This is a genomic window from Amycolatopsis sp. NPDC026612 (assembly GCF_040638285.1).
Taxonomy (GTDB): domain Bacteria; phylum Actinomycetota; class Actinomycetes; order Mycobacteriales; family Pseudonocardiaceae; genus Amycolatopsis.
Genome location: NZ_JBEZYB010000007.1, coordinates 163,522 through 184,512, shown reverse-complemented (window position 1 = coordinate 184,512; position 20,991 = coordinate 163,522). Strand labels below are relative to the sequence as shown.

The window sequence follows — 20,991 nt, the reverse complement described above, 5'->3', positions numbered from 1 at the left end:
CAGCCGGGCGCGCGCCGCGCGCCCGGCTCGTCCCTTCCTGGGGGTGGCTCGATGCCGAACGCTGAGCTGCTCACCCCGGTCGAGGTGGACTTCCTGTGGGAGTCCGCCGGGCTGGGTGAGCTGCCGTACCCGCTGCGCATCCGTTCCCACGGCGCGACCGTCGACGAGCGGGCGGTGCTGCGCCGCCGCACGTTGGAGGGGCTCACCGCGCGCGGTCTCGCCGACGGCCGCGGCCGGCCCGAGCCGCACATGGAGGACTACTTCGGCGTGCTGGCCACGCCCGACCTGAGCCTGGACGCCGTCCAGCTGATCGCCCCGGACGCCGAACCGCTGCTCGCGGTCGCCGGCGTGCTGGGCGACCAGGGCCTGCTGGCCGTGCAGGACACCCGCGGCCTGCACCTGCAGCCGTGCCCGTCCGACGGGCTCGCCGGCGCGATCGTCTCGTTGCTGCCGGGTGCCCCGCGCGGCAGCGAGAAGTCGATCACGGTGCCGCGGGATCAGCTGGTGGGCACCCCCGGCGGCGACTTCCGGCAGCGACGCGGCAACGGCGGCGAACGCGTTTCGGCCGACGAGGACCGCAAGGCGCTGGCCCGGCTGCTCGCGCAGCCGCGGCTGCGCGGCGGCCAGATCGGTGCCAACGCCCGGAACCGGCTGGGCGGACGCACCCGCACGCCCGTACTGGGCTGGTTCGACACCGAGACCGGCCGCTACCTCACCAGGGGCACCCGCGGCCACGACGGCCGGGACTGGATCACGATCGCCCCCGCCGACGCCGCCACGCTGCGCCACCTCCTCGGCGAGATGCTCGCGGGAGCCGCGACGACCAGCCCGGTCTGACGACCAGGGTTTCGGCTCCCGGTGGGCGGTTCCTGCCGAACGTGCCGAACCGTCGTGCCGAGCCCGGCCGGCCTCTGGGAGGATCGGTCCGGGTTCTTCGGACGTGCCCAGCCCGCCACCGGAACGCTCCGGTTTTGTCGGTGGTGCGGGCTACGCTGAGCGAGAGTCCGATTCGGGAGAGTGATGATGCAAGAGTTCTTCTCGCCATTGGCGTTCGACTTCCTCTGGGAGTCGGCGCAGGTCGGGGAGCTGCCCTACCCGCTGATCATCCGGTCGCACGGCGCAACGGAGAACGAACGCGTCTCGCTGCGTCACCGCACCGACGTCGAGCTGAAGGCGCGCGGCATCCGCGACCCACGCGGCAGGCTCGCGCCGCCGTTCGAGGATGCCCTGCACCTGCTGGCCTTCGCCCCGCTGACCATCGACGCGCTGCACATCCCGCAGTTCCAGACCCCCACGGTCGGCGTGCTCGCGGCGGCCGACGAGACCAAGGGCGTGCTCGCGATCCAGGACGCCGACGGGATCTGGCTGCGGGACGTCCCGCCGGACGGCCTGGTCTCGGCCGTCGTCGGGGTGCTGCCCGCCGCGCCACGCGGTAGCGAGGCGTCGCTCACGCTCCCGCTGGACGACGCCCTGCACACCGCGCCGATCCGGGTGCCGCTGCCGTCGTCGCCGGGTGAGGAAGAAGACAAACGGCGGGGCCGGACGCGCCGGACGCCGCTGAGCGAACGCCTCACGGCCGATCCGCGCGAGGCGTACGGCCGCATCGCCGGGCAGCCGCGGCAGCGAGGCGGTCAGCTGGCAGCGAACAGCCGGTCGCCGGTCGGGACCAAGCAACGGTCCCGCGTGCTGGCCTGGTTCGACACCGCGACCGGGCGCTACCTGAGCCTCTCCCGCGCAGGTACGGACGGCAGGGAGTGGGTCACGGTCGCCCCCGCCGACCCGGCGACGCTGCGGATCCGGCTGGGCGAGATGGTGAGCAGTGTGTCGGAGGGCACGCGATAGCGTGACCGGCGCGGACACCGGCCGGGAACCCGGGGACGGTATCGCCCGTTGACCTGCGAGAGGCTCACAGGGGATGAACGCGGCAGCGGACGGTACCCTGATGAGCAGGTGTTCAGGCACCACGGGTTGTCAAGATCGTGATGGCGGGTATCACAGGAGCCGCCCAACCAGGGAGGGTCGAGGCCACCAGGGCCGAGTCGTATGAACCGGAAGAGCGTGCTCAGGAACCCACTGCTGTGGATCGTCGCGGGGTTGCTGGCGTTGTTCGCGTACAACACGATCTTCGACAGTGATCGTGGGTACACCCAGGCACCCATCTCGGTGGCGAACTCCCAGATCACCTCGAACAACGTCAAGGAAGCCAGCCTCGAGGACAAGGAACAGCAGGTCAAGCTGCTCCTCTCGAAGCCGATCGACGTCGACGGGCAGCAGACCACCCAGATCATTTCGCAGTACCCGGCCAACGCGGCGCTTGAGATCTACGACAAGCTGCTGGCCGCGAAGAATGGCGACGCCGGGGCCAAGTTCACCACCAAGGTGACCCAGCAGGGCGTGCTGACGCAGATCCTCATCTTCGCCATCCCGCTCGCCCTCATCCTGGGCCTGCTGATGTGGATGATGAACAACGCCCAGGGCGGCGGCAACCGCGTCCTCAACTTCGGCAAGTCCAAGGCCAAGCAGCTGAACAAGGACATGCCCAAGACGACCTTCGGGGACGTCGCGGGTGCCGACGAGGCCGTCGAAGAGCTGTACGAGATCAAGGACTTCCTGCAGAACCCGGCGCGCTACCAGGCGCTCGGCGCGAAGATCCCGAAGGGCGTGCTGCTCTACGGGCCGCCCGGTACCGGTAAGACGTTGCTCGCCCGAGCCGTCGCCGGCGAGGCGGGCGTGCCGTTCTACACGATCTCCGGCTCGGACTTCGTCGAGATGTTCGTCGGTGTCGGTGCTTCGCGCGTCCGCGACCTGTTCGAACAGGCCAAGCAGAACGCGCCGTGCATCATCTTCGTCGACGAGATCGACGCGGTCGGCCGCCAGCGCGGCGCCGGCCTCGGCGGCGGGCACGACGAGCGCGAGCAGACGCTGAACCAGCTGCTCGTCGAGATGGACGGCTTCGACGCCCGTGGCGGGATCATCCTGATCGCGGCCACCAACCGGCCCGACATCCTCGACCCGGCGCTGCTGCGTCCCGGCCGGTTCGACCGGCAGATCCCGGTGTCCGCGCCCGACATGCGCGGCCGTCGCGCGATCCTCGAGGTGCACGCCAAGGGCAAGCCGATCGCTCAGGGCACCGACCTGGGCAGCTTGGCCAAGCGGACCGTCGGCATGTCCGGCGCCGACCTGGCCAACGTCCTGAACGAGGCCGCGCTGCTCACCGCCCGCAAGAACGGGCACGTGATCAGCGACGTCGAGCTCGAAGAGTCCGTCGACCGCGTCGTCGGCGGCCCGGCCCGCAAGAGCCGGATCATCTCCGAGAAGGAGAAGAAGATCACGGCCTACCACGAGGGCGGGCACGCGCTCGCCGCGTGGGCGATGCCGGACATCGAACCGGTCTACAAGCTGACGATCCTGCCGCGCGGCCGCACGGGTGGGCACGCGCTGCTCGTCCCGGAGGACGACAAGGACCTGATGACCCGCTCCGAGATGATCGGGCGGCTGGTCTTCGCGATGGGTGGCCGCACGGCGGAGGAGCTCGTCTTCCACGAGCCCACCACCGGTGCCTCGTCCGACATCGAGCAGGCGACGAAGATCGCCCGCGCGATGGTCACCGAGTACGGCATGAGCGCCCGCCTCGGCGCGGTCAAGTACGGCCAGGAGCAGGGTGACCCGTTCCTCGGCCGGTCGGCCGGACGGCAGGCGGACTACTCGCTCGAGGTGGCGCACGAGATCGACGAGGAGGTGCGCAAGCTCATCGAGACGGCGCACACCGAGGCGTGGCACGTGCTCAACACCTACCGCGACGTGCTCGACGAGCTGGTCATCGAGCTCCTCGAGAAGGAGACGCTGACCCGCAAGGACCTGGAGCGGATCTTCGCGACGGTCGAGAAGCGCCCGCACATCACCGTGTTCAACGAGTTCGGTGAGCGGACGCCGTCGGACAAGCCGCCGATCAAGACCCCGGGCGAGCTGGCGATGGAGCGCGGCGAGCCGTGGCCGCCGCCGGAGAAGGAGAAGCCGGTCCTGAAGCCGGAGCCGACCCCGGTCGGCACCGCGCAGGGCGCGGGCGACCTGCCGGGCGGACCGCCGTACCCGTCGCCGTCCCCGGTCGACCCGAACGCGAACCCGTACGCCCCGCCGCAGCCGGGCGCCTACCCGAACGGCGGCCGTCCCCACAGCGGCCCGAACGGTGGTCCCAACGGCTCGGCGCACTGGCCGCAGAACTACGGCGGCCAGCCGGGCGGCCCGGCAGGCCAGAGCGGCCCGCCGAACTACGGTGCCCCTCCGGGCTGGACGCCCGCGACCTCGCCGGGCGGACAGCCGGGCCAGTCGTGGCGGCCCGGTGGTGACGAACGCCCTCGTGAGCATGGCTGGTTCGCCGACCAAGCCGGCAACCAGCAGAGCGAGGGGGAGCGTCGTGACGTGGACGGACCAGACAAGCCCCAGTGACGCCCTCCGCCCGGTCTTCGATCACGACCGGGCGGAGAAGGCGATCCGCGAGCTCCTCTTGGCCTGCGGCGAAGACCCGGAGCGGGAAGGTCTCAAGGACACCCCCGCCCGGGTCGCCCGCGCGTACAAGGAGATGTTCGCCGGGCTGTACACCGAGCCGGACTCGGTGCTGGACCGCACGTTCGACGAGTCGCACGAAGAGCTGGTGCTGGTCACGGACATCCCGATGTACAGCCAGTGCGAACACCATTTAGTGCCATTCCACGGTGTCGCCCATGTCGGCTACATCCCGAACGCGGCCGGGAAGGTCACCGGGCTCTCCAAGCTCGCCCGCCTGGTCGACCTCTACGCCAAGCGCCCCCAGGTCCAGGAACGCCTGACCTCCCAGGTGGCCGACGCCCTCGTGCGGAAGCTGGAGCCGCGGGGCGTGATCGTCGTGATCGAAGCCGAGCACCTCTGCATGGCCATGCGCGGGATCCGCAAGCCCGGCGCCCGCACCACCACCTCGGCGGTGCGGGGCCAGCTGAAGAACTCGCCGTCGTCCCGGGCGGAGGCGCTCGACCTCATCAAGGCGCGCCGGTGAGCGTGGGGCTTCCCGCGCCCGGCCGGTGCGTCGTGATGGGCGTGCTGAACGTGACGCCCGATTCCTTTTCGGACGGTGGGCGGTACCTCGGGTTCGACCAGGCGCTGGAGCACGCCCACGAGATGTGGGCGCGGGGCGCCGACCTGATCGACGTCGGCGGCGAGTCGACGCGGCCCGGGGCGTCCCGGGTGGACGCCGCCACCGAACTGCAGCGCGTCTTGCCGGTGATCAAGACGCTCGCCGCCGAAGGCGTCGCGCTGTCGGTCGACACCACGCGGGCCGCCGTCGCCACGGCCGCGCTCGAAGCCGGCGCGAAGGTGATCAACGACGTCTCCGGTGGGCTGGCCGATCCGGCCATGGCGCGGGTCGCGGCCGAGGCCGGGGTGCCCTGGGTGCTGATGCACTGGCGCGGGCACAGCCAGGACATGCAGGCGCTCGCGAAGTACGAAGACGTGGTGGCGGACGTGCGCACCGAACTGCTGTCCAGAGTGGACGAGGCGCTCGCGGCCGGGGTCGCCGAGAACGCCATCGTGCTGGACCCCGGGCTCGGGTTCGCGAAGAACGCCGAGCACGACTGGGCGTTGCTGCGCGGGCTGGACTCGTTGCTTTCCCTCGGTTTCCCGGTGCTCGTCGGCGCCTCGCGCAAAAGGTTCCTCGGTCGTCTGCTGTCCGGGAAGGACGGCACCCCGCGGCCGCCGGACGGCCGGGAGGACGCCACCGCCGCGATCTCCGCGCTCGCTGCGGCGGCCGGTGCGTGGGGCGTGCGCGTGCACGAGGTCGGGGCGTCGCTGGACGCGGTCGCGGTGGCCGCCGCTTGGAGGACGGATGGCTGACCGGATCACGCTGACCGGCCTGCGCGTGTTCGGGCACCACGGCGTGTTCGAGCACGAGAAGCGGGACGGCCAGGAGTTCGTCGTCGACGTCACGGTGTGGCTGGACCTCGGGCCGGCCGCCGCGTCGGACGACCTGACCAAGACCCTGCACTACGGCGAGCTGGCCGAGCTGGCGGCGGGGATCGTCGCGGGCGAGCCGTACGACCTGATCGAGAGCGTCGCGGGCAAGATCGCCGGTGAAGTGCTGCGGGACGAGCGCCTGAGCGCGGTCGAGGTGACGGTGCACAAGCCGTCCGCGCCGATTCCGCTGAGCTTCGACGACGTGGCCGTCACGGTCCGGCGCGACCGGTGAGCCGTGCGGTGCTCTCGCTCGGGTCCAACCTGGGCGACCGGCTGGGGTTCCTGCGACTGGCGCTGGACGCGGTGCGGCCGGCGCTGGTCGCCGTGTCGAGCGTGTACGAGACCAAGGCGTGGGGCGTCGAGGACCAGCCGGACTTCCTGAACGCCGTGTGCGTCGTCGACGACCCGGCGCGCGACCACTGGGCGTGGCTGCGCACCGGCCAGGCCGCCGAGCAGGCCGCCGGCCGGGTCCGCGACCTGCGCTGGGGCCCGCGCACCCTCGACGTCGACGTGGTCACCGTGGACGGCGTGACCTCCGAGGACCCGGAGCTGCTGCTGCCCCATCCGGGCACGCCGGACCGCGCGAGCGTGCTGGTGCCGTGGGCGGAGATCGCCCCGGACGCGGTACTGCCGGGCCACGGCCCGATCGCGGCGCTGCTGCGGGCCCGCCCGGCCGCGGAGCTCGCCACGGTCCGCCGCACCGATCTCGCCCTGCGCTGACGCGAAGGCGACATATCGGTGAACCGGAGGTGGCTGTTACCGCTCACCCCCGGTCCGTCGCCGAGCTGCCGTCCTCGTGCGCTCAGCCGCGCAAGGCCGCGATCATGAAACCGACGGCGGGCTGGGTGGTCGGGACCGGCGGCCAGCCGTTGATGGTCGCCAGCAGCTGCCAGTAGCGCTCGGCGCGCGCGTCTCCGCTCGCGGCGAAACGGTCGGCGAGTTCGCGGCGGAACGAGGCCGGCTCCGCGTCCTGGCCGGGGCGCGCGGACGCCGCCGCGATGTCGGCCGCAAGCGCTTGCCCCCGCTCCGACGTGGGGCTTTCCCCGGCGTCCAGAGCTTCCTGAGCGCGGGTGATCCAGGACGTCCAGTGAGTCCGCCAGGCCTCGGCCGGCTGCTGGAACTCGCCGTCCTTGATCTGCTGCGCCTGGGTTTCGCTCATCCCGCGGATCAAGGTCCGGAAGTCCGGGTCCTGGATCAGCTCGGCGAACTCGATCCAGGCCTCGAGCTGCTCGGGCGACGGGTCGTCGGGCAGCTCCGGCTTACCCGAGCGCATCCGCCGGTAGAACTCCTGGTCGACGTCGAGCCCGGCGACCATCTCGTCCCAGAACTCGTCGACCAGCCGCTTGCGCTCCTCGTCGGACATCGACGCGAGACGGTTCATCAGGTTCACTTCCTCCAGTTCGGAATTGCGCTTGGCCACCGCGCGCAGCACCGCCCGGCGCAGCCGCAGCCGCCGGATCTGCTCGTCGAGCGCCTCGACGTGCCGGACCGCCAGCTCGCCGACGGTCGTCGACTGGCTCAAGGCGGCGGAGACCTCGGCCAGGCCGAGACCCAGCTCCCGCAGCGTGCGGACCAGCTCCAGGCGGGCCATCGCCGCCGCGTCGTAGAGCCGGTAGCCGGCGTCCGTCCGCTCGGTCGGCGGCAGGAGGCCTTCGTCCGAGTAGAAGCGGATCGTCTTGACCGGCAGGCCGGTCCGCCGGGACAGCTCGCCGATGGTGAAGGTTGCGGTGGTGCCCACAAGACGCATGATGAACTCTCCAGTCGGTGGAGAGTCAACTCTTTCACGGTACGATTCGAGGCATGCACTTCACTCGGCCCCGTGACCTCGTGGTGGCCGGGCTGCTCGGTCTGGTTCTCGGTTACCTGCTCTTCCAGACGGCCTACGGTTCGCTGCCGCAGCTGCCGCTGCTCGCCGGCGTCACCTTCGCCGTCTTGGCCGTGATCGAGGTCGGGCTGGCGTTCTCGATCCGGTCGCGGATCAAGAACGGCCGCCTCGTTGCCGCGATCGGGGTCGCCCGATCGGTGGCCCTCGCCAAGGCTTCGTCACTGGGCGGAGCGTTCATGGCCGGCGCTTGGCTGGCCGCGCTCGCCTATCTTTTTCCCCGACGTGACGAACTCGTCGCCGCGGTGCTCGACACCCGCGCCGCGGTCGTCGGCGTGGTGTCCGCCGCGGCCCTGGTAGCAGCGGGTTTGTGGCTCGAACACTGCTGCCGGACCCCCCGCGACCACGATCGCGAGCACACCCGCGGGACGACCGGTTAGCGCTGGAATCACACCGCTCGCTGGACCGAGTAGGTCTCGTTCGGATTACGAGCAGGTACGGTGTCAGTCATGACCGGCGTGGGTGACGACTCGCGCGGCCGCCTACTGGGCAGGCCGTGGCTCGTCGTCGGCTTTTTCCTCGCTATCGGAGCCACTCTCGCACTGGTGCTCAGCGACGATCTCCGCTATCTCCGGCTCGGGATCGTCGCGGCCCTCTGGGCTGCCCTGATCGGCGCTTTCCTCGCCGTGAAGTACCGCAAGCACGCGGCACAGAGCGAGGACGCGGTCGCCGAGGCGCAGGCTGTGTACGAATTGGAGCTGGAACGCGAGATCGCGGCCCGGCGTGAGTACGAGCTGGAGATGGAGGCGGAGAAAAGCTCTGTGGCCGACTCCAAGGGACGCGAGGAGCTGGAGGCGCTGCGCGCCGAGGTGTCCGCGCTACGCGACAGTCTCCAGTCACTGTTCGGCGGCGAGGTGCTGCTCGAACGCGTCGCGCTGACCGCGCAGGCGACCCGGATGCGCAAGGTGTCCGACGAGAACCGGATGATCCCCGACGGCGGGCCGAAGAAGAAGCCCGCCCAGCTGATGGCCGGGAAGAAGCCGGTGGTCGAGGGCGGCGAGCGGCCGACCGAGCTGATCGACCGCGTCCTCGACGAGCGCCGCCGCAAGGCCTCGGGCGGGAAGCCCGCGAACGGCAAGGGCCTCGGCAAGGGGAAGGGCTTCGGCGGCAAGCCTGCCCCGAAGGTTCCGGCGAACGTCTCCGTGCAGAGCACCCAGCAGATGGCCCGGCCGAAGCCGCTGAGCGAGCGCCGTCCGCCGGTGCCGCCGGTGGACCCGGCGCTGAACGCCGCGCAGCGCGAGCTGAAGGCCGCCGAGCTGCGGGCCGAGGCGGCGCGCCGCCAGGCCGAGTCGCAGCCGATGCGCTTGCCGAAGCCCGACGAAGTCGCCATGACACCGCCCGAGCGCCGTCCGGAGGCCGCGGCCGAGCCGCAGCGCCGGGACACGCCGCGGCCCCCCGAGCCCAAGACCGAGATCCGGCGTCCGGCGGACCCGAACACCGAGATCCGCCGCCCGCCGGAGCCGAAGACGGAGATCCGCCGTCCCGAGCCGCCGCCCGCGCGCCGGGCGGAGATGTCCCGCCCGATGATGCGGCCCGCCGAGGTGTCCCGTTCGGACCTTCCGCGGGTCGAGGCGTCACGGCCGGAGACCCCGCGGGCCGAGATGTCGCGTTCGGACCTTCCGCGCGTCGAGATGTCGCGCCCGGATATCCCGCGCGTCGAGATGTCGCGCCCGGATATCCCGCGGGTGGAGATGTCGCGTTCGGACATTCCCCGGGTGGAGGTGTCGCGGCCCGATATCCCGCGGGTGGAGATGTCGCGCCCGGACATTCCGCGCGTCGAGATGTCGCGTTCGGACATCCCGCGGGTGGAGATGTCGCGCCCGGACATCCCGCGGGTGGAAATGTCCCGGCCGGACATCCCCCGCGTCGGCGGCCAGCCGAACGGCGGAGGCCAGCTGAACGGTGGCGGCCAGCTGAACGGTGGCCAGCCGAACGGCGGGCGTCCCGACCCTCGCAAGGCCCCTGAACCGCCGCGACCGGCACCGGGCCGTCCGGCGGCTCCGCCGCCGCCGAAGCCGTCCGAAATGTCGCGGTCGGACATCCGGCCGGTCAAGGACCTGAGCGCGGCCTTCCAGAACCGCGACGACTTCGCCGAGCGTCAGCGGCCTAACCGGCCGAAGCCGCCCGAGCCGAAGCAGGCTCCGCCGCCGATGCCCCGGGACGCCACGGCGTCCCGGACCAACCTCCCGCCGGTCGTCCCGCCGACGACGCCGGTGCCGAGCAGCAACCCGGCGCCGCGGCAGCCGTCGCGCACCGACCTGCCCCCGGTGGTGCCGCCGACCACGCCGGTCCCGGCCGCCGACGGCCGTCGTCCGTCGCGGCTGGAGCAGTTCTCGCGGGCCGACATGTCGCCGATCCTCGAGGAGCCGCCGCCGTCCCGGCACGGTTCGCACCGTGCGCCCGCGGAGGCCGCCCAGGCCGCCGCGCCGACGGCGAACCCGACGTTGCCGGAGTCGGTCCGCAACTTCCAGGGTGGATCCGGTGGCCGTCGCCGCAAGCCGGACGACTCGCAGCAGCTGCCCGCGGTGCCCGCGCCGGAGCCACCGGGCTCCGGCCGCCGCCGTCGCCCGGACGGCGAGCCGCCGGCCTGGGAAGGCATGGTCGCCGAACGGGCCTCGATGTCCCGCCGCAACATGACCCCGGTCGACCCGGCGGACGTCGAGCAGCAGAACGGCAACGGTCACAACGGCGCCCACAACGGCGCCCACAACGGCCGTCGCGCGGCCGAGCCCGCACCGGGCAGCGGTTCGCACGCGGCGGGCCGCTCGGTGAGCGAGCTGCTGGCGGCAAACGGCGGCACCGGCGCGACGCCGCGTCGACGCAGGCGCGCGGAGGACTGAGCCTGAGCCTGGGTGGAGCGCCGGTCAGCGGCTTGCCGCACCGGGCGGGCACAGGTGCGCGCGAGGACCGGCGGCCGTAGTACCCAGGTGAACCCGGCGCCGCCGTGCGAGAGCTGAGGCGGCATTCCGGTCCTTCTGCGCGCTGCGTAGGGTGACCCGCTGTGAGCGGAACCCTCTCGCCCGCGACGGGGCTGGATCGCGGACGGCGGCCCCGCCGGGTCACCGTGTTGCTGCCGGTGCTCGGGCTGATCGTGGTGGCCCTGTGCGGCCTCTTCCTGTTCGGGCTCGTCACCGCGCGGGTCGGCCCACTCGCCGTCACCATCGGGGTGCTGGCCGCGCTCGTGCCGGTCGCCGGCGTTGTCGCGGGCTTTCTCTGGGTCGACCGGTGGGAGCCCGAGCCCGCGAAGTTCCTCCTCCTCGCCTTCGCCTGGGGCGCCTGCATCGCGACGATCACCGCACTGCTCATCAACACCACCGCCGAGGCCGTCGGGGACGAGCTGCTCGGCACCGGCAACGGCAACACGCTCGCCGCGCTCGTCTCCGCTCCCGTCGTCGAGGAGGCCGCGAAGGCGCTCTTCGTGCTGCTCATCCTCTGGCGGCGCTCCAGCGAGTTCGACGGCGTCGTGGACGGTGTCGTCTACGCCGGGTTCAGCGCCGCCGGGTTCGCCTTCACCGAGAACATCTACTACTTCGGCCGCGCGTTCGCCGACTACGGCTTCGGCGATGGGCACAGCCAGGGCGTCATCACGGCGTTCTTCCTGCGTGGCGTGCTCGCGCCGTTCACGCACCCGCTGTTCGCGGTGCTCACCGGCATCGGGATCGGCATCGCCGCGCGGACGACCACCAAGGCGCTGAAGATCGTCGCGCCGATCGCCGGCTACCTCGCCGCCGTCTGCCTGCACGCTCTGTGGAACAGCGCCGCGCTGCTCGGCGGGTCGAAGTTCCTCACCGTCTACTTCCTGATCATGCTGCCGCTGTTCTTCGGTGTGGTCTACCTGGTCGTCCTGCAGCGGAAACGGGAGCAGCGGATCATCGCCGCCGCCCTGCCGCACATGGCCGCGGCGCGCTGGATCGCGCCGTCGGAGGTCGACCTGCTGGCCAGCCTGCCCGGCCGCCGGGCCTGGCGCCGCCAGGCGAAACGCCAGTCCGGGAAACGGGCTGCCCGCGCCGTCGCCGTGTACCAGGCGAGCGTGACGGAGCTGGCGTTCCTCGACCGGCACCAGCTCACCAGCGACACCGACCGGCAACGCCAGCAGGAGCTGCTGCGCACGTTGAAAGCCGCACGCGCCGAGGCGACGCGCCTCGCCGACGAGGCCGGCCGCGGGTGAACCGGTCCGGGTGAAGCTGGTCACCCGGGCTCAACGGCGCCTGCCTGCCCGAGTTAGTCTCGCGCCGTCGTCCGGTACCCGGAGCGGGACTGGAACGAGAGCAGAGGGAGTCTGCGAACCATGAGCGTCCACAGGCGCGCGCCATGATGAGGCCAGCTCGCCTCGCGGTCGGTGTCGTTTCCGCCGGCCGGGTGGGCAGCGTGCTCGGTGCCGCGCTGGCCCGGGCGGGGCACACGGTGGTCGCCGCGTCCGGCTTGTCCGCTTCGTCGCTGGCCCGAGCCGAACGCCTCCTTCCCGACGTGCCCCTCCTGCCGCCCGACGAAACCGTGCGGCTGGCGGACCTGGTGCTGCTCGCCCTCCCCGACGACGCGCTGGCCGGGATGGTGCGCGGGCTCGTCGCCACCGAGTCGCTGCGGCCCGGGCAGATCGTCGTGCACACCTCCGGCGCGCACGGCATCGACGTGCTGGCCCCCGTCGCCGACGCCGGCGCCCTGCCGCTCGCCCTGCACCCGGTGATGACGTTCACCGGCCGCGCGGAGGACCTCGAGCGGCTGGCGGCGTGCAGCATCGGCGTCACGGCGGCCGAGGACGACGAGGCGGCGTGGCACGTCGGCGAAGCACTGGCCGTCGAGATGGGTGCGGAGCCGGTGCGGATCCCCGACTCCGCGCGAGCGCTCTACCACGCTGCGTTGGCCCACGGCGCGAATCACCTGATGGCACTGGTCGCCGACTGCGCCGACCTGTTGCGCCAAGCCGGAATCGGGCAATCCGAACGCCTGGTGGCACCACTGCTTTCGGCGGCGTTGGATAATGTGCTGCGACACGGCGACCGCGCCCTCACCGGCCCGGTCGCGCGTGGCGATCTCGGCACTGTCCGCAAGCACCTCGCGGTGCTGGCGGACCGGGCGCCGGATGTGGCGCCGGCCTACCGGGCGCTGGCCAAGCGCACGGTGGCGCGTTCGACGGCTGCCGGGCTGCTGGACACCGCGGCCGCCGAAGACCTCACCGAACTCCTCGACGATTCCGCCGAAGGGCACCAAGACCAGTGACTACACCGAAATTCAGTCGCGGCACGTTGAACACCTTCGCGGCGCCCGAGCAGATGAGCCAGGTCAGCCGGGCTCTGCACGGCGTCGGCCGCAAGCTGGCCCTCGTGCCGACCATGGGCGCCCTGCACGCCGGGCACCGTGAGCTGATCCGCCGTGCGAAGCGGCTGCCGAACACCGTCGTGGCCACCTCGATCTTCGTGAACCCGCTGCAGTTCGGCGCGGGCGAGGACTTCGAGGCGTACCCGCGCCCGCTGGAGGCCGACCTCGCCGTGCTCGGCGAGGACCGCGTCGAAATCGCGTTCACCCCGGCCGCCGACGCCCTCTACGCCGAGGGCGCCACGGTCACCGTGCACCCCGGCCCGCTCGGCGACCAGCTCGAGGGCGCCGCCCGGCCCGGCCACTTCGCGGGCGTGCTCACCGTCGTGGCGAAGCTGTTCAACCTGCTGCGCCCGGACTACGCCTTCTTCGGCGAAAAGGACTACCAGCAGCTGGTGCTGATCAAGCGGATGGTGCGTGACCTGAACATCGACACGCGCGTCATCGGGGTGCCGACGGTGCGGGAGCGGGACGGGCTCGCGTTGTCGTCGCGCAACGTCTACCTGACGCCCGAGCAGCGGGAAGACGCCATCGTCCTGTCGGCTGCGCTCACCGCGGGCGCGTTCGTCGGCCGGGACGGTGCCGAAGCGGTCCTCGAGACCGCGTGGAAGACCCTCGCCGCGCGTCCCGCGGTCGAGGTGGATTACCTGGAGTTGAGGGGAACCGACCTCGGGCCGGCGCCCGTCGATGGTGAAGCACGACTGTTGATCGCGGCTCGGGTGGGGAGTACCCGGCTGATCGACAACGTTCCGGTGTTGCTCGGCGCTTCGGTGGAGCACCCAGCACGCCCGGAGTGGGACGCAGGGGAATAGGAGTCCACGATGTACCGCACGATGCTCAAGTCGAAGATCCACCGAGTCACCGTCACCCAGGCCGACCTGCACTACGTCGGTTCGGTGACGGTCGACGAAGACCTGATGGAGGCCGCGGACCTGCTGCCGGGGGAACAGGTGTCCATTGTGGACGTCACCAACGGGGCGCGGCTGGAGACCTACGTCATCAAGGGTGAGCGGGGCAGCGGGGTGCTCGGCATCAACGGCGCCGCGGCCCACCTGGTGCACCCGGGTGACCTGGTCATCCTGATTTCGTACGGCCAGATGGACGACGCCGAAGCGGCGACGTACGAACCACGCGTGGTGTTCGTCGACGCGGACAACCGGATCGTCCACCGGCACACCGATCCGGGTTACGCGCCGGAAGGGTCCGGGTTGCTGTCCGGCACGGTGACCCTGCCGCCGGACGAGGAGACAGCCGTCTTCCCGGTCGCCGAGACGGCGGACGCCCGTCGCCTCGACGCGTTGCTGCACGCGGAAAGCTGACAGGCTTGCTGCTCACCGTCGACGTCGGCAACACGAACATCGTCCTGGGGCTGTGGTCCGGTAGCACGCTGGTCGGTGACTGGCGGATGCGGACGGACGCGCGCAGCACGGCCGACGAGCTGGCGTTGACGGTCCGCGGGCTGCTCGGCCCGCACGCGGACGCCGTGTCCGGGATCAGCGCGTTGTCGACGGTGCCGGCGGTGCTGCGCGAGCTGCGGGTGATGCTCGGCCGGTACTACGACGGGGTGCCGAAGATCGTGGTCGAGCCGGGCGTGCGCACCGGCGTGGCGCTGCTGGTGGACAACCCGAAGGAGGTGGGCGCGGACCGGCTGGCGAACACCTTGGCCGCGCACCACCTCCACAGCGGCACCGCGTGCGTGGTGGTCGACTTCGGCACGTCGACGAACGTGGACGCGATCTCGGCCCGCGGCGAGTTCCTGGGCGGCGCGTTCGCCCCGGGCATCGAGATTTCGGTGGACGCCCTGGCGGCGCGCGCGGCGGCGCTGCGGAAGGTCGAACTGGTCCCGCCGCGGTCGGTGATCGGCAAGAACACGGTGGAGTGCCTGCAGTCGGGGATCCTGTACGGCTTCGCGGGTCAGGTGGACGGGCTGGTGCGCCGGATCGTCCGGGAGCTGTCCCCGGGCGGCACGGAACCGGTGGCGGTGCTGGCGACGGGCGGCCTGGCGCCGCTGGTGATCGGCGAGTCCGAGACGATCACCGAGCACGTGCCGGATCTGACCCTGCTCGGGCTGCGGCTGGTTTACGAGCGCAACATCCGTTCTTGAGCTGCTCACCGCCGCCGGGCGCGCAGTGCCCAGGTGATCAACGGCAGGTCGAACTCGCCGTCCGCCGTGGCCGGATTCGTGGTCAGGAACCGCCGGAGCCGGCCCAGCACCGCCGCCGACTCCTCCGGGGCCGAGACGATCACGAGTGAATACGTCGCGATCGTTTCCAGCAGGCTCTCCGCGGTGCGCCGTTGCGCATGGCGAAACCGAGCGCTTTCGAACGGCTCGAACGCCGGGTGCGTCGCCCCGCGCATATCTTCGACGCTCGCCGGACGGCGGCCGCCGTCGCGGGCCAGTTCGGTGAACTCGGCGACCCACGGCACCGATTCGTCTTCGTAGTTCCACATCGGCACGCACACGCCACCTGGGCGCAGTACGCGGCCGATCTCCGTCATTGCCGCGGGGACGTCGAACCAGTGGAACGCCTGGCCGATGAAAACCGCGTCCACGCCGGCGTCCGGCACCGGGATCTGCTCCGCCCGCCCCGCCAGTGACCTCGCCGACGGCACGGTCCGCTCGAGTTGCGCGCGCATTTCCGGGTCGGGTTCGACCGCGGTGACGTCGAGCCCGAGCGCGGCCAGGCCGAGGGTGAGTTTGCCGGTTCCGGCGCCGAGATCGAGCACCCGGCGCGGCGTTCCGCCGGCCCCGGAAAGGCCCCACTCGATCGCTTCCCGGGGGTAATCGGGCCGGTGCCGGGCGTACGCGGCGGCGCGGGCGCCGAAGGAAGAAGCCTGCTGCGCACGGAGGCCGGGAGTGGGTTCGCTCACCCGTCCCAGGTTAATCGGCGAAAGGGGAAAGGTACTGCGCCGATCGTTACCGATCCGGCCGGCAGTCACGGCGGAACGGGTGCCCGTAAGCGGGTTGGCGCCGGACCGTGTCCGCCTGCTTTCGGCCGGATCGGTAATCCGGTTGGCGTAGCGCGCAGCGGGGTTCGTACGCTATGGCCATGACCGAAAACCCCGCTTCCACCAGCGAGCCCGCCGAAGACGAACTGCCCGAGCAGATGCGGGTGCGCCGGGAGAAGCGCGACCGGATCCTCGCGGAGGGTATCGATCCTTACCCGGTGGAGGTACCTCGGACGCACTCGCTCGCCGAAGTGCGCGCGGCGCATTCCGGGCTGCCCGCCGACACCGCCACGGGCGAGCAGGTCGGCGTCACCGGCCGGGTGATGTTCCTGCGCAATACGGGCAAACTGTGCTTCGCGAGCCTCCGCGAGGGCGACGGCACCGAACTGCAGGCGATGATCAGCCTGGCGAAGGTCGGCGAGGACGCGCTGGCGGCGTGGAAGTCCGACGTCGACCTCGGCGACCACGTGTTCGTGCAGGGCGAGGTCATCACGTCCAAGCGCGGCGAGCTGTCCGTGATGGCCGACGCGTGGCGCATCACGTCGAAGGCGCTGCGCCCGCTGCCGACCGCCCACAAGGAGCTGGCCGAGGAAACGCGGATCCGCCAGCGCTACGTCGACCTCATCATGCGCCCGCGCGCGCGGGACGTCGTGCGCACGCGGGCCGGCGTCGTCCGGTCGCTGCGGGAGTCGTTCCACCGCCGCGGATTCACCGAGGTCGAGACGCCGATGCTGCAGTCGCTGCACGGCGGCGCCGCGGCCCGTCCCTTCGTCACGCATTCCAACGCGTTCGACATGGAACTCTTCCTGCGGATCGCGCCGGAGCTCTACCTCAAGCGCTGCGTCGTCGGCGGCATCGAGAAGGTTTTCGAGATCAACCGCAACTTCCGGAACGAGGGCAGCGACTCGTCGCACTCGCCGGAGTTCGCGATGCTCGAGTACTACGAGGCCTACGCCACGTACGACACGAACGCGGTGATGACGCGGCAGCTGATCCAGGAGGCCGCGCAGTCGGTGCTGGACTCTCTGGTCGTCACGCTGCCGGACGGTTCGGACTACGACCTGTCCGGCGAATGGACCACACTCGGAATGTACGAGTCGTTGTCCGATTCCCTCGGCGAAGAGGTGACGCCGGAGACGCCCGCGGCCAAGCTGCTCGGATTCGCGCAGGCCAGGGGCCTGGAAGTGGACCCGAAGCTGGGGCACGGGAAGCTCGTGGAGGAACTGTGGGAGCACCTCGTCGGAGATCACCTCCACGCCCCGACGTTTGTCCGTGATTTTCCGCTGGAGACCTCGCCATTGACGAGGCAGCACCGCTCCCGGGCCGGTGTGGCCGAGAAGTGGGACCTCTACGTGCGCGGATTCGAACTCGCCACCGGATACTCCGAGCTGGTCGATCCGGTCGTCGAACGGGAACGCCTCACCGAACAGTCCCTGCTGGCCGCACAGGGCGATAGCGAAGCCATGCGGCTGGACGAGGATTTCCTCCGTGCCCTGGAGTACGGAATGCCGCCGAGCGGCGGTGTCGGAATGGGGATCGACCGGCTGCTCATGGCGCTGACCGGTCTCGGTATCCGGGAGACGATCCTCTTCCCGCTGGTACGACCTGAATAACCCGGCCGTGTGAGGATAGCGACCGGTTATGGATATGAGATTTGCGCTGCACTCCCGAAGCGGGTACTAATGTTCTAGACAAAGTCTTCTGTCCCGGGGCTCGCCCCGTACCAGATCCCCGTACCAGATCATTGAGTAAGCCCCGCAGGAGGAATCGGATGGCACAGAAGGTGCTCGTCTCGCTGGTCGACGACCTCGACGGCAGTGAGGCGGAAGAGACCGTCGAGTTCGGTTTGGACGGAGTCAGCTACCAGATCGATCTCTCCTCGGAAAACGCCGAGGAGCTGCGGGACGCGCTCGCTCAGTATGTGGAGCACGCTCGTCGTGCGGGCGGTCGCAAGCGCGCTTCGGTTCGCCCGGTCGCGGGTAAGGGCCCCGCTCGCCCGGCCGCCGTCGACCGTGAGCAGAACCAGGCCATCCGATCGTGGGCGCGCAAGAACGGTTACGCGGTTTCCGACCGCGGCCGTATCCCCTCCGAGGTCGTCGAGGCTTACCACAAGAAAAACTGAAGATTGTTCACACCGGCCGCGTGAGTGGTCGGCGGCGGGTCGCTGACCAGCAGTTATCCGTGCGTCGGTGGGGCGTGGCCAATCTGGTGGACGCGGGGTTTCCAGCGGTGGCCGCCGGGCGAATTTTCGCCCGGCGGCTTTCTTCATGTCCGATTGCTGTCCGGTGCCCGTTCGGGCGCCGCGGGGACGGTTCGCGCTGTTCGGGCGTACTCGGCGGGCGACTGACCGGTCACCGTCCGGAAATCGCGGATGAAGTGCGACTGGTCGCTATAGCCCAGTCGAACCGCCAGACCGGCGTAATCGGGTTGTCCTTCCGTGACGAGTCGCTGCGCTGCGTCATTGAGCCGGTATATCCGGATCGCCCACTTGGGCGGACAGCCGACGTGTTCGGCGAACACCCGCTGGACAGACCGGGTGGTTAGTCCAGTATCGGCACACAGTTGCGCCACCCGGGTAATTCCCGGATCCCGTGCGATTGTTTCCACCGCATCCGCTGCCTCCCGCGCGGCCGGCGACAGCTTCACAGGATTTGCGATCAGCAAGTTGTCGACCGCATGGACCATATGCGCGTCGTCGTCGGCCGTGCGCACCGATTCCGCGGCCGCCGCGGCCGCCGGTCCGAAAACGTCCGTGAGCGGGACAGCCCGGTCGGCGATGTCACGCACCGGGCCGCCGAGGAACGCGCGGAAGGTGCCCGGCCGGAATCGCGCACCCAAACCCTGGACGCGGCCCTCCAGACGGTGGAAAAAGACGTCGCGGGCCGGGCCGTGGACGCCGGAGGCGCCGGGGAAGAACGTCACGTGCACCGCGAGGTTCGGCAGCACCCGCTGCTCGTACGGCGGTTTGCCGCGCCGGTCCCAGCGCAGGACCCAGTGGTATTCGACGAATTCTGCGAGTTCGGGCGCGGGTGGGTGCCGGGTCAGCGTGAACATCGTGCGCGCGGTCGCCTCGGCCACGATGCCGCGCGGGATCCGGTGCGTCACCAGCCCACCGTAGCTGTCGCGTTCCTTCAAGACGCTTCGCGGCCGGCAGGGTTGGATCACCGCATGACTGCCGAGTTGCTGCGCCCCGCCGCGGCCGGATTCCTCCGGGTCGCCCACGCGGTCCCCGACCTGACCGCACCCACGCCGTGCGCCGGGTACGACGTCCGCGGGCTGCTCAACCACCTTCTGTACTGGGGCCCGTGGCTCATCGCCGCCGGACGGCGCGAGGACCCGCCCGCCCCGGCCGCCGGCGAGGCGGAGGCGGCGCTGGTGACCGGCGACTGGCGCGCGGCACTGGAGAAGCAGACGGAGACCCTCGTGGAGGTGTTCGGGACACCCTCGGCGTGGACCGGCACGACCGCACTGGGCGCGGCCCCGATGCCGTCGGCGGTGGTCGGCGCGATGGTCCTGGGCGAGTTCGTCCTGCACGGCTGGGACCTGGCCAAGGCGAGCGGCCAGGAGTTCGGCTGTGCTCCCGAGGCGGCGGCCGTGGTGCACGAGTCGGCGGTGGCGATGGGCGAGCGGGCGCGGTCCGCCGGGGTGTACGGGCCGGCGGTCGAGGTGGCCGCCGATGCTTCGCCGCTGGAGCGGGCGCTGGGTACGGCCGGGCGGGACCCGGCCTGGAAGGCCTGACCCGGCTGTCCACGGCGAGACCAGGCCGTTGCGGGGCCGTCCGCTACCGCGGGCAGGTGCGGGGGCAGCCGTCGCACTCCGGCGACGACGGGAGCAGGTACGAAAAGCAGCAGCTCTCGCGGCGGCGCGTCCACTCGCGGTGGCCGTCCGGGCCCTCCGCCAGGCGCAACGTCGAGGCCGACGTCAGCGGTGGGTACCGCGCGTCGAGCACCAGGGCCGCGTCCGCGACGCCCGCGCCCTCCGCTTCCGGGGTTCCGCCCTGGCGGCCCGCCCACCACAGCGAGTTCTCCAGCGCATCCGTGGCCGCGGCCCAGAGCGTGCGGCGGCCCAGCCTGCTGACCGGCGCGTACGCCCGGACGAACTGGGCCGCGTGGGCCAGGTAGCGGGCCCGCAGGACCGCCGCCAGCGCCCGCTCGTCCCGGACCACCGTGGCCTCCGGGCGGGCCGAGCCGGGGTCCGTCGGGAGGCAGTGGAACGCGTCACCCAGCACCGCCATGCCGTCCGGGTGCGGGCGGTCGTCGGCCAGGCGGAACGCCAGCTCCGCCGGCTTCAGCGACGGCACACGCCGCTCGTGGTGCAGCAGCAGCGCGCCGACGTACGCCGGTACGTGCAGGTACCACGTCAGTACCCAGCTGGCGGTCGTGCTGGACGGTGTCGCGTCGTGCTCGCGCAGCAGCCAGTCGCCGAGGAGGCCGCGCCACTCGTCGAAGTACGCGGGCGTCTCCAGCAGCTCCGAGCAGCGGATCCAGCCCACCGGGACGTCCCGGCGCAGCTCACTGCGCTCCTGCAGGCCGGAGACCCGCCGCAACGACGACGCGAGGCCGTCGCCGACCTCACGTGCGTCACGGAACGACCGCTGCTGGTTCAACCGCGGCCCTCCTCGAAGCGCCGTAGTGGATTAGGCCTGCCTAACCTTACACGGTGCCGGGCTCTCCGCCAATCGGGTGGCCGCCCCGGCCGGCACTCCCAGCTTGCGGACTGTTCGCGGTGAGCGGACACCGCGCGGATGGCGGAATCCACGTGGCCGTTCGCACGTTGTGCTTGACGTAAAGGTGCAGGGCAACCTGATGATGGAAGCATCCGGAAGACCCCACGTCCGGGTGCGGGAAAGACCGCGAACAGCCGTA

The 20,991-nt window shown here is 71.3% G+C and carries 21 protein-coding genes; 17 read left to right on the top strand and 4 right to left on the bottom strand.

Features of this window, described 5'->3' with window-relative positions; translation table 11 throughout:
• The first annotated feature begins 51 nt into the window (after positions 1 to 51).
• The 7 genes from AB0F15_RS10625 to folK all read left to right on the top strand — a co-directional run bounded on the left by AB0F15_RS10625 (position 52) and on the right by folK (position 6,702).
• On the top strand, positions 52 to 837 hold the full coding sequence (locus tag AB0F15_RS10625; protein WP_360268368.1) for an ESX secretion-associated protein EspG: 786 nt from the start codon (positions 52 to 54) through the stop codon (positions 835 to 837).
• A gap of 183 nt (positions 838 to 1,020) precedes the next feature.
• Positions 1,021 to 1,842, top strand: coding sequence for an ESX secretion-associated protein EspG (locus tag AB0F15_RS10620; RefSeq protein WP_360268365.1), 822 nt, complete (start codon positions 1,021 to 1,023; stop codon positions 1,840 to 1,842).
• A gap of 201 nt (positions 1,843 to 2,043) precedes the next feature.
• The gene (gene ftsH, locus AB0F15_RS10615) at positions 2,044 to 4,446 is read left to right on the top strand and encodes an ATP-dependent zinc metalloprotease FtsH (protein WP_360268363.1); all 2,403 of its coding nucleotides are present in this window, start codon (positions 2,044 to 2,046) and stop codon (positions 4,444 to 4,446) included.
• Positions 4,415 to 5,029, top strand: a complete 615-nt coding sequence (gene folE / locus AB0F15_RS10610) for a GTP cyclohydrolase I FolE (protein WP_360268360.1) — start codon at positions 4,415 to 4,417, stop codon at positions 5,027 to 5,029. The genes ftsH and folE overlap by 32 nt, the downstream gene beginning before the upstream one ends.
• 35 nt (positions 5,030 to 5,064) lie before the next feature.
• Entirely contained in the window at positions 5,065 to 5,862 is a 798-nt protein-coding gene (gene folP, locus AB0F15_RS10605; protein WP_360268610.1) for a dihydropteroate synthase, read from the top strand.
• Entirely contained in the window at positions 5,855 to 6,214 is a 360-nt protein-coding gene (gene folB / locus AB0F15_RS10600; RefSeq protein ID WP_360268357.1) for a dihydroneopterin aldolase, read from the top strand. Before folP ends, folB begins: the two co-directional genes overlap by 8 nt.
• On the top strand, positions 6,211 to 6,702 hold the full coding sequence (folK, locus tag AB0F15_RS10595) for a 2-amino-4-hydroxy-6-hydroxymethyldihydropteridine diphosphokinase (RefSeq protein ID WP_360268354.1): 492 nt from the start codon (positions 6,211 to 6,213) through the stop codon (positions 6,700 to 6,702). The genes folB and folK overlap by 4 nt, the downstream gene beginning before the upstream one ends.
• An 82-nt stretch (positions 6,703 to 6,784) precedes the next feature.
• Here the strand turns inward: folK and AB0F15_RS10590 are convergent, their stop codons facing one another.
• Positions 6,785 to 7,720 carry a MerR family transcriptional regulator gene (locus AB0F15_RS10590; protein ID WP_360268352.1) on the bottom strand — a complete coding sequence of 312 codons (936 nt, stop codon included), beginning with the start codon at positions 7,718 to 7,720 and terminating at the stop codon, positions 6,785 to 6,787.
• Positions 7,721 to 7,782: 62 nt separating this feature from the next.
• Between AB0F15_RS10590 and AB0F15_RS10585 the strand changes: the two genes are divergently transcribed.
• The 7 genes from AB0F15_RS10585 (at position 7,783) to AB0F15_RS10555 (ending at position 15,281) form a co-directional block, all read left to right on the top strand.
• Complete coding sequence (locus AB0F15_RS10585; RefSeq protein WP_360268349.1) at positions 7,783 to 8,244, top strand: DUF3180 domain-containing protein; 462 nt, start codon at positions 7,783 to 7,785, stop codon at positions 8,242 to 8,244.
• A gap of 69 nt (positions 8,245 to 8,313) precedes the next feature.
• Positions 8,314 to 10,704: a DUF6779 domain-containing protein gene (locus AB0F15_RS10580; protein WP_360268347.1), complete on the top strand. Its 2,391-nt coding sequence runs from the start codon at positions 8,314 to 8,316 to the stop codon at positions 10,702 to 10,704.
• 224 nt (positions 10,705 to 10,928) lie between these two features.
• Positions 10,929 to 12,032, top strand: coding sequence for a PrsW family intramembrane metalloprotease (locus AB0F15_RS10575; RefSeq protein WP_360268607.1), 1,104 nt, complete (start codon positions 10,929 to 10,931; stop codon positions 12,030 to 12,032).
• Positions 12,033 to 12,175: 143 nt separating this feature from the next.
• The gene (locus AB0F15_RS10570) at positions 12,176 to 13,081 is read left to right on the top strand and encodes a DUF2520 domain-containing protein (protein WP_360268344.1); all 906 of its coding nucleotides are present in this window, start codon (positions 12,176 to 12,178) and stop codon (positions 13,079 to 13,081) included.
• On the top strand, positions 13,078 to 13,989 hold the full coding sequence (gene panC / locus AB0F15_RS10565) for a pantoate--beta-alanine ligase (RefSeq protein WP_360268341.1): 912 nt from the start codon (positions 13,078 to 13,080) through the stop codon (positions 13,987 to 13,989). Before AB0F15_RS10570 ends, panC begins: the two co-directional genes overlap by 4 nt.
• Before the next feature lie 9 nt (positions 13,990 to 13,998).
• Complete coding sequence (gene panD, locus AB0F15_RS10560) at positions 13,999 to 14,496, top strand: aspartate 1-decarboxylase (RefSeq protein WP_360268338.1); 498 nt, start codon at positions 13,999 to 14,001, stop codon at positions 14,494 to 14,496.
• A 5-nt stretch (positions 14,497 to 14,501) separates the two neighbouring features.
• Entirely contained in the window at positions 14,502 to 15,281 is a 780-nt protein-coding gene (locus tag AB0F15_RS10555) for a type III pantothenate kinase (protein ID WP_360268336.1), read from the top strand.
• 5 nt (positions 15,282 to 15,286) lie between these two features.
• Here the strand turns inward: AB0F15_RS10555 and AB0F15_RS10550 are convergent, their stop codons facing one another.
• The gene (locus tag AB0F15_RS10550) at positions 15,287 to 16,048 is read right to left on the bottom strand and encodes a class I SAM-dependent methyltransferase (protein WP_360268333.1); all 762 of its coding nucleotides are present in this window, start codon (positions 16,046 to 16,048) and stop codon (positions 15,287 to 15,289) included.
• 179 nt (positions 16,049 to 16,227) lie between these two features.
• On the opposite strand from AB0F15_RS10550, the gene lysS reads away from it, so the two are divergent.
• Both lysS and AB0F15_RS10540 read left to right on the top strand, forming a co-directional pair.
• Positions 16,228 to 17,739, top strand: a complete 1,512-nt coding sequence (gene lysS / locus AB0F15_RS10545; RefSeq protein WP_360268330.1) for a lysine--tRNA ligase — start codon at positions 16,228 to 16,230, stop codon at positions 17,737 to 17,739.
• A 158-nt stretch (positions 17,740 to 17,897) separates the two neighbouring features.
• Positions 17,898 to 18,248, top strand: coding sequence for an Lsr2 family protein (locus AB0F15_RS10540; protein WP_360268327.1), 351 nt, complete (start codon positions 17,898 to 17,900; stop codon positions 18,246 to 18,248).
• Positions 18,249 to 18,391: 143 nt separating this feature from the next.
• Here the strand turns inward: AB0F15_RS10540 and AB0F15_RS10535 are convergent, their stop codons facing one another.
• Positions 18,392 to 19,261, bottom strand: coding sequence for a helix-turn-helix domain-containing protein (locus AB0F15_RS10535; protein WP_360268324.1), 870 nt, complete (start codon positions 19,259 to 19,261; stop codon positions 18,392 to 18,394).
• 33 nt (positions 19,262 to 19,294) lie between these two features.
• Between AB0F15_RS10535 and AB0F15_RS10530 the strand changes: the two genes are divergently transcribed.
• Complete coding sequence (locus tag AB0F15_RS10530; protein WP_360268321.1) at positions 19,295 to 19,864, top strand: TIGR03086 family metal-binding protein; 570 nt, start codon at positions 19,295 to 19,297, stop codon at positions 19,862 to 19,864.
• Positions 19,865 to 19,907: 43 nt separating this feature from the next.
• Here the strand turns inward: AB0F15_RS10530 and AB0F15_RS10525 are convergent, their stop codons facing one another.
• The gene (locus AB0F15_RS10525) at positions 19,908 to 20,732 is read right to left on the bottom strand and encodes a (2Fe-2S)-binding protein (RefSeq protein ID WP_360268318.1); all 825 of its coding nucleotides are present in this window, start codon (positions 20,730 to 20,732) and stop codon (positions 19,908 to 19,910) included.
• Positions 20,733 to 20,991: the final 259 nt, after the last annotated feature.

What these genes read in the sequence shown, in the direction of transcription:
- AB0F15_RS10570 (WP_360268344.1), top strand. Translation starts at nt 12,176, where the DNA reads ATGATGAGGCCAGCTCGCCTCGCGGTCGGTGTCGTTTCCGCCGGCCGG.
- folB (WP_360268357.1), top strand. Translation starts at nt 5,855, where the DNA reads ATGGCTGACCGGATCACGCTGACCGGCCTGCGCGTGTTCGGGCACCAC.
- AB0F15_RS10580 (WP_360268347.1), top strand. Translation starts at nt 8,314, where the DNA reads ATGACCGGCGTGGGTGACGACTCGCGCGGCCGCCTACTGGGCAGGCCG.
- ftsH (WP_360268363.1), top strand. Translation starts at nt 2,044, where the DNA reads ATGAACCGGAAGAGCGTGCTCAGGAACCCACTGCTGTGGATCGTCGCG.
- lysS (WP_360268330.1), top strand. Translation starts at nt 16,228, where the DNA reads ATGACCGAAAACCCCGCTTCCACCAGCGAGCCCGCCGAAGACGAACTG.
- AB0F15_RS10625 (WP_360268368.1), top strand. Translation starts at nt 52, where the DNA reads ATGCCGAACGCTGAGCTGCTCACCCCGGTCGAGGTGGACTTCCTGTGG.
- panD (WP_360268338.1), top strand. Translation starts at nt 13,999, where the DNA reads ATGTACCGCACGATGCTCAAGTCGAAGATCCACCGAGTCACCGTCACC.
- AB0F15_RS10620 (WP_360268365.1), top strand. Translation starts at nt 1,021, where the DNA reads ATGATGCAAGAGTTCTTCTCGCCATTGGCGTTCGACTTCCTCTGGGAG.
- AB0F15_RS10540 (WP_360268327.1), top strand. Translation starts at nt 17,898, where the DNA reads ATGGCACAGAAGGTGCTCGTCTCGCTGGTCGACGACCTCGACGGCAGT.
- AB0F15_RS10530 (WP_360268321.1), top strand. Translation starts at nt 19,295, where the DNA reads ATGACTGCCGAGTTGCTGCGCCCCGCCGCGGCCGGATTCCTCCGGGTC.
- folP (WP_360268610.1), top strand. Translation starts at nt 5,065, where the DNA reads ATGGGCGTGCTGAACGTGACGCCCGATTCCTTTTCGGACGGTGGGCGG.
- AB0F15_RS10585 (WP_360268349.1), top strand. Translation starts at nt 7,783, where the DNA reads ATGCACTTCACTCGGCCCCGTGACCTCGTGGTGGCCGGGCTGCTCGGT.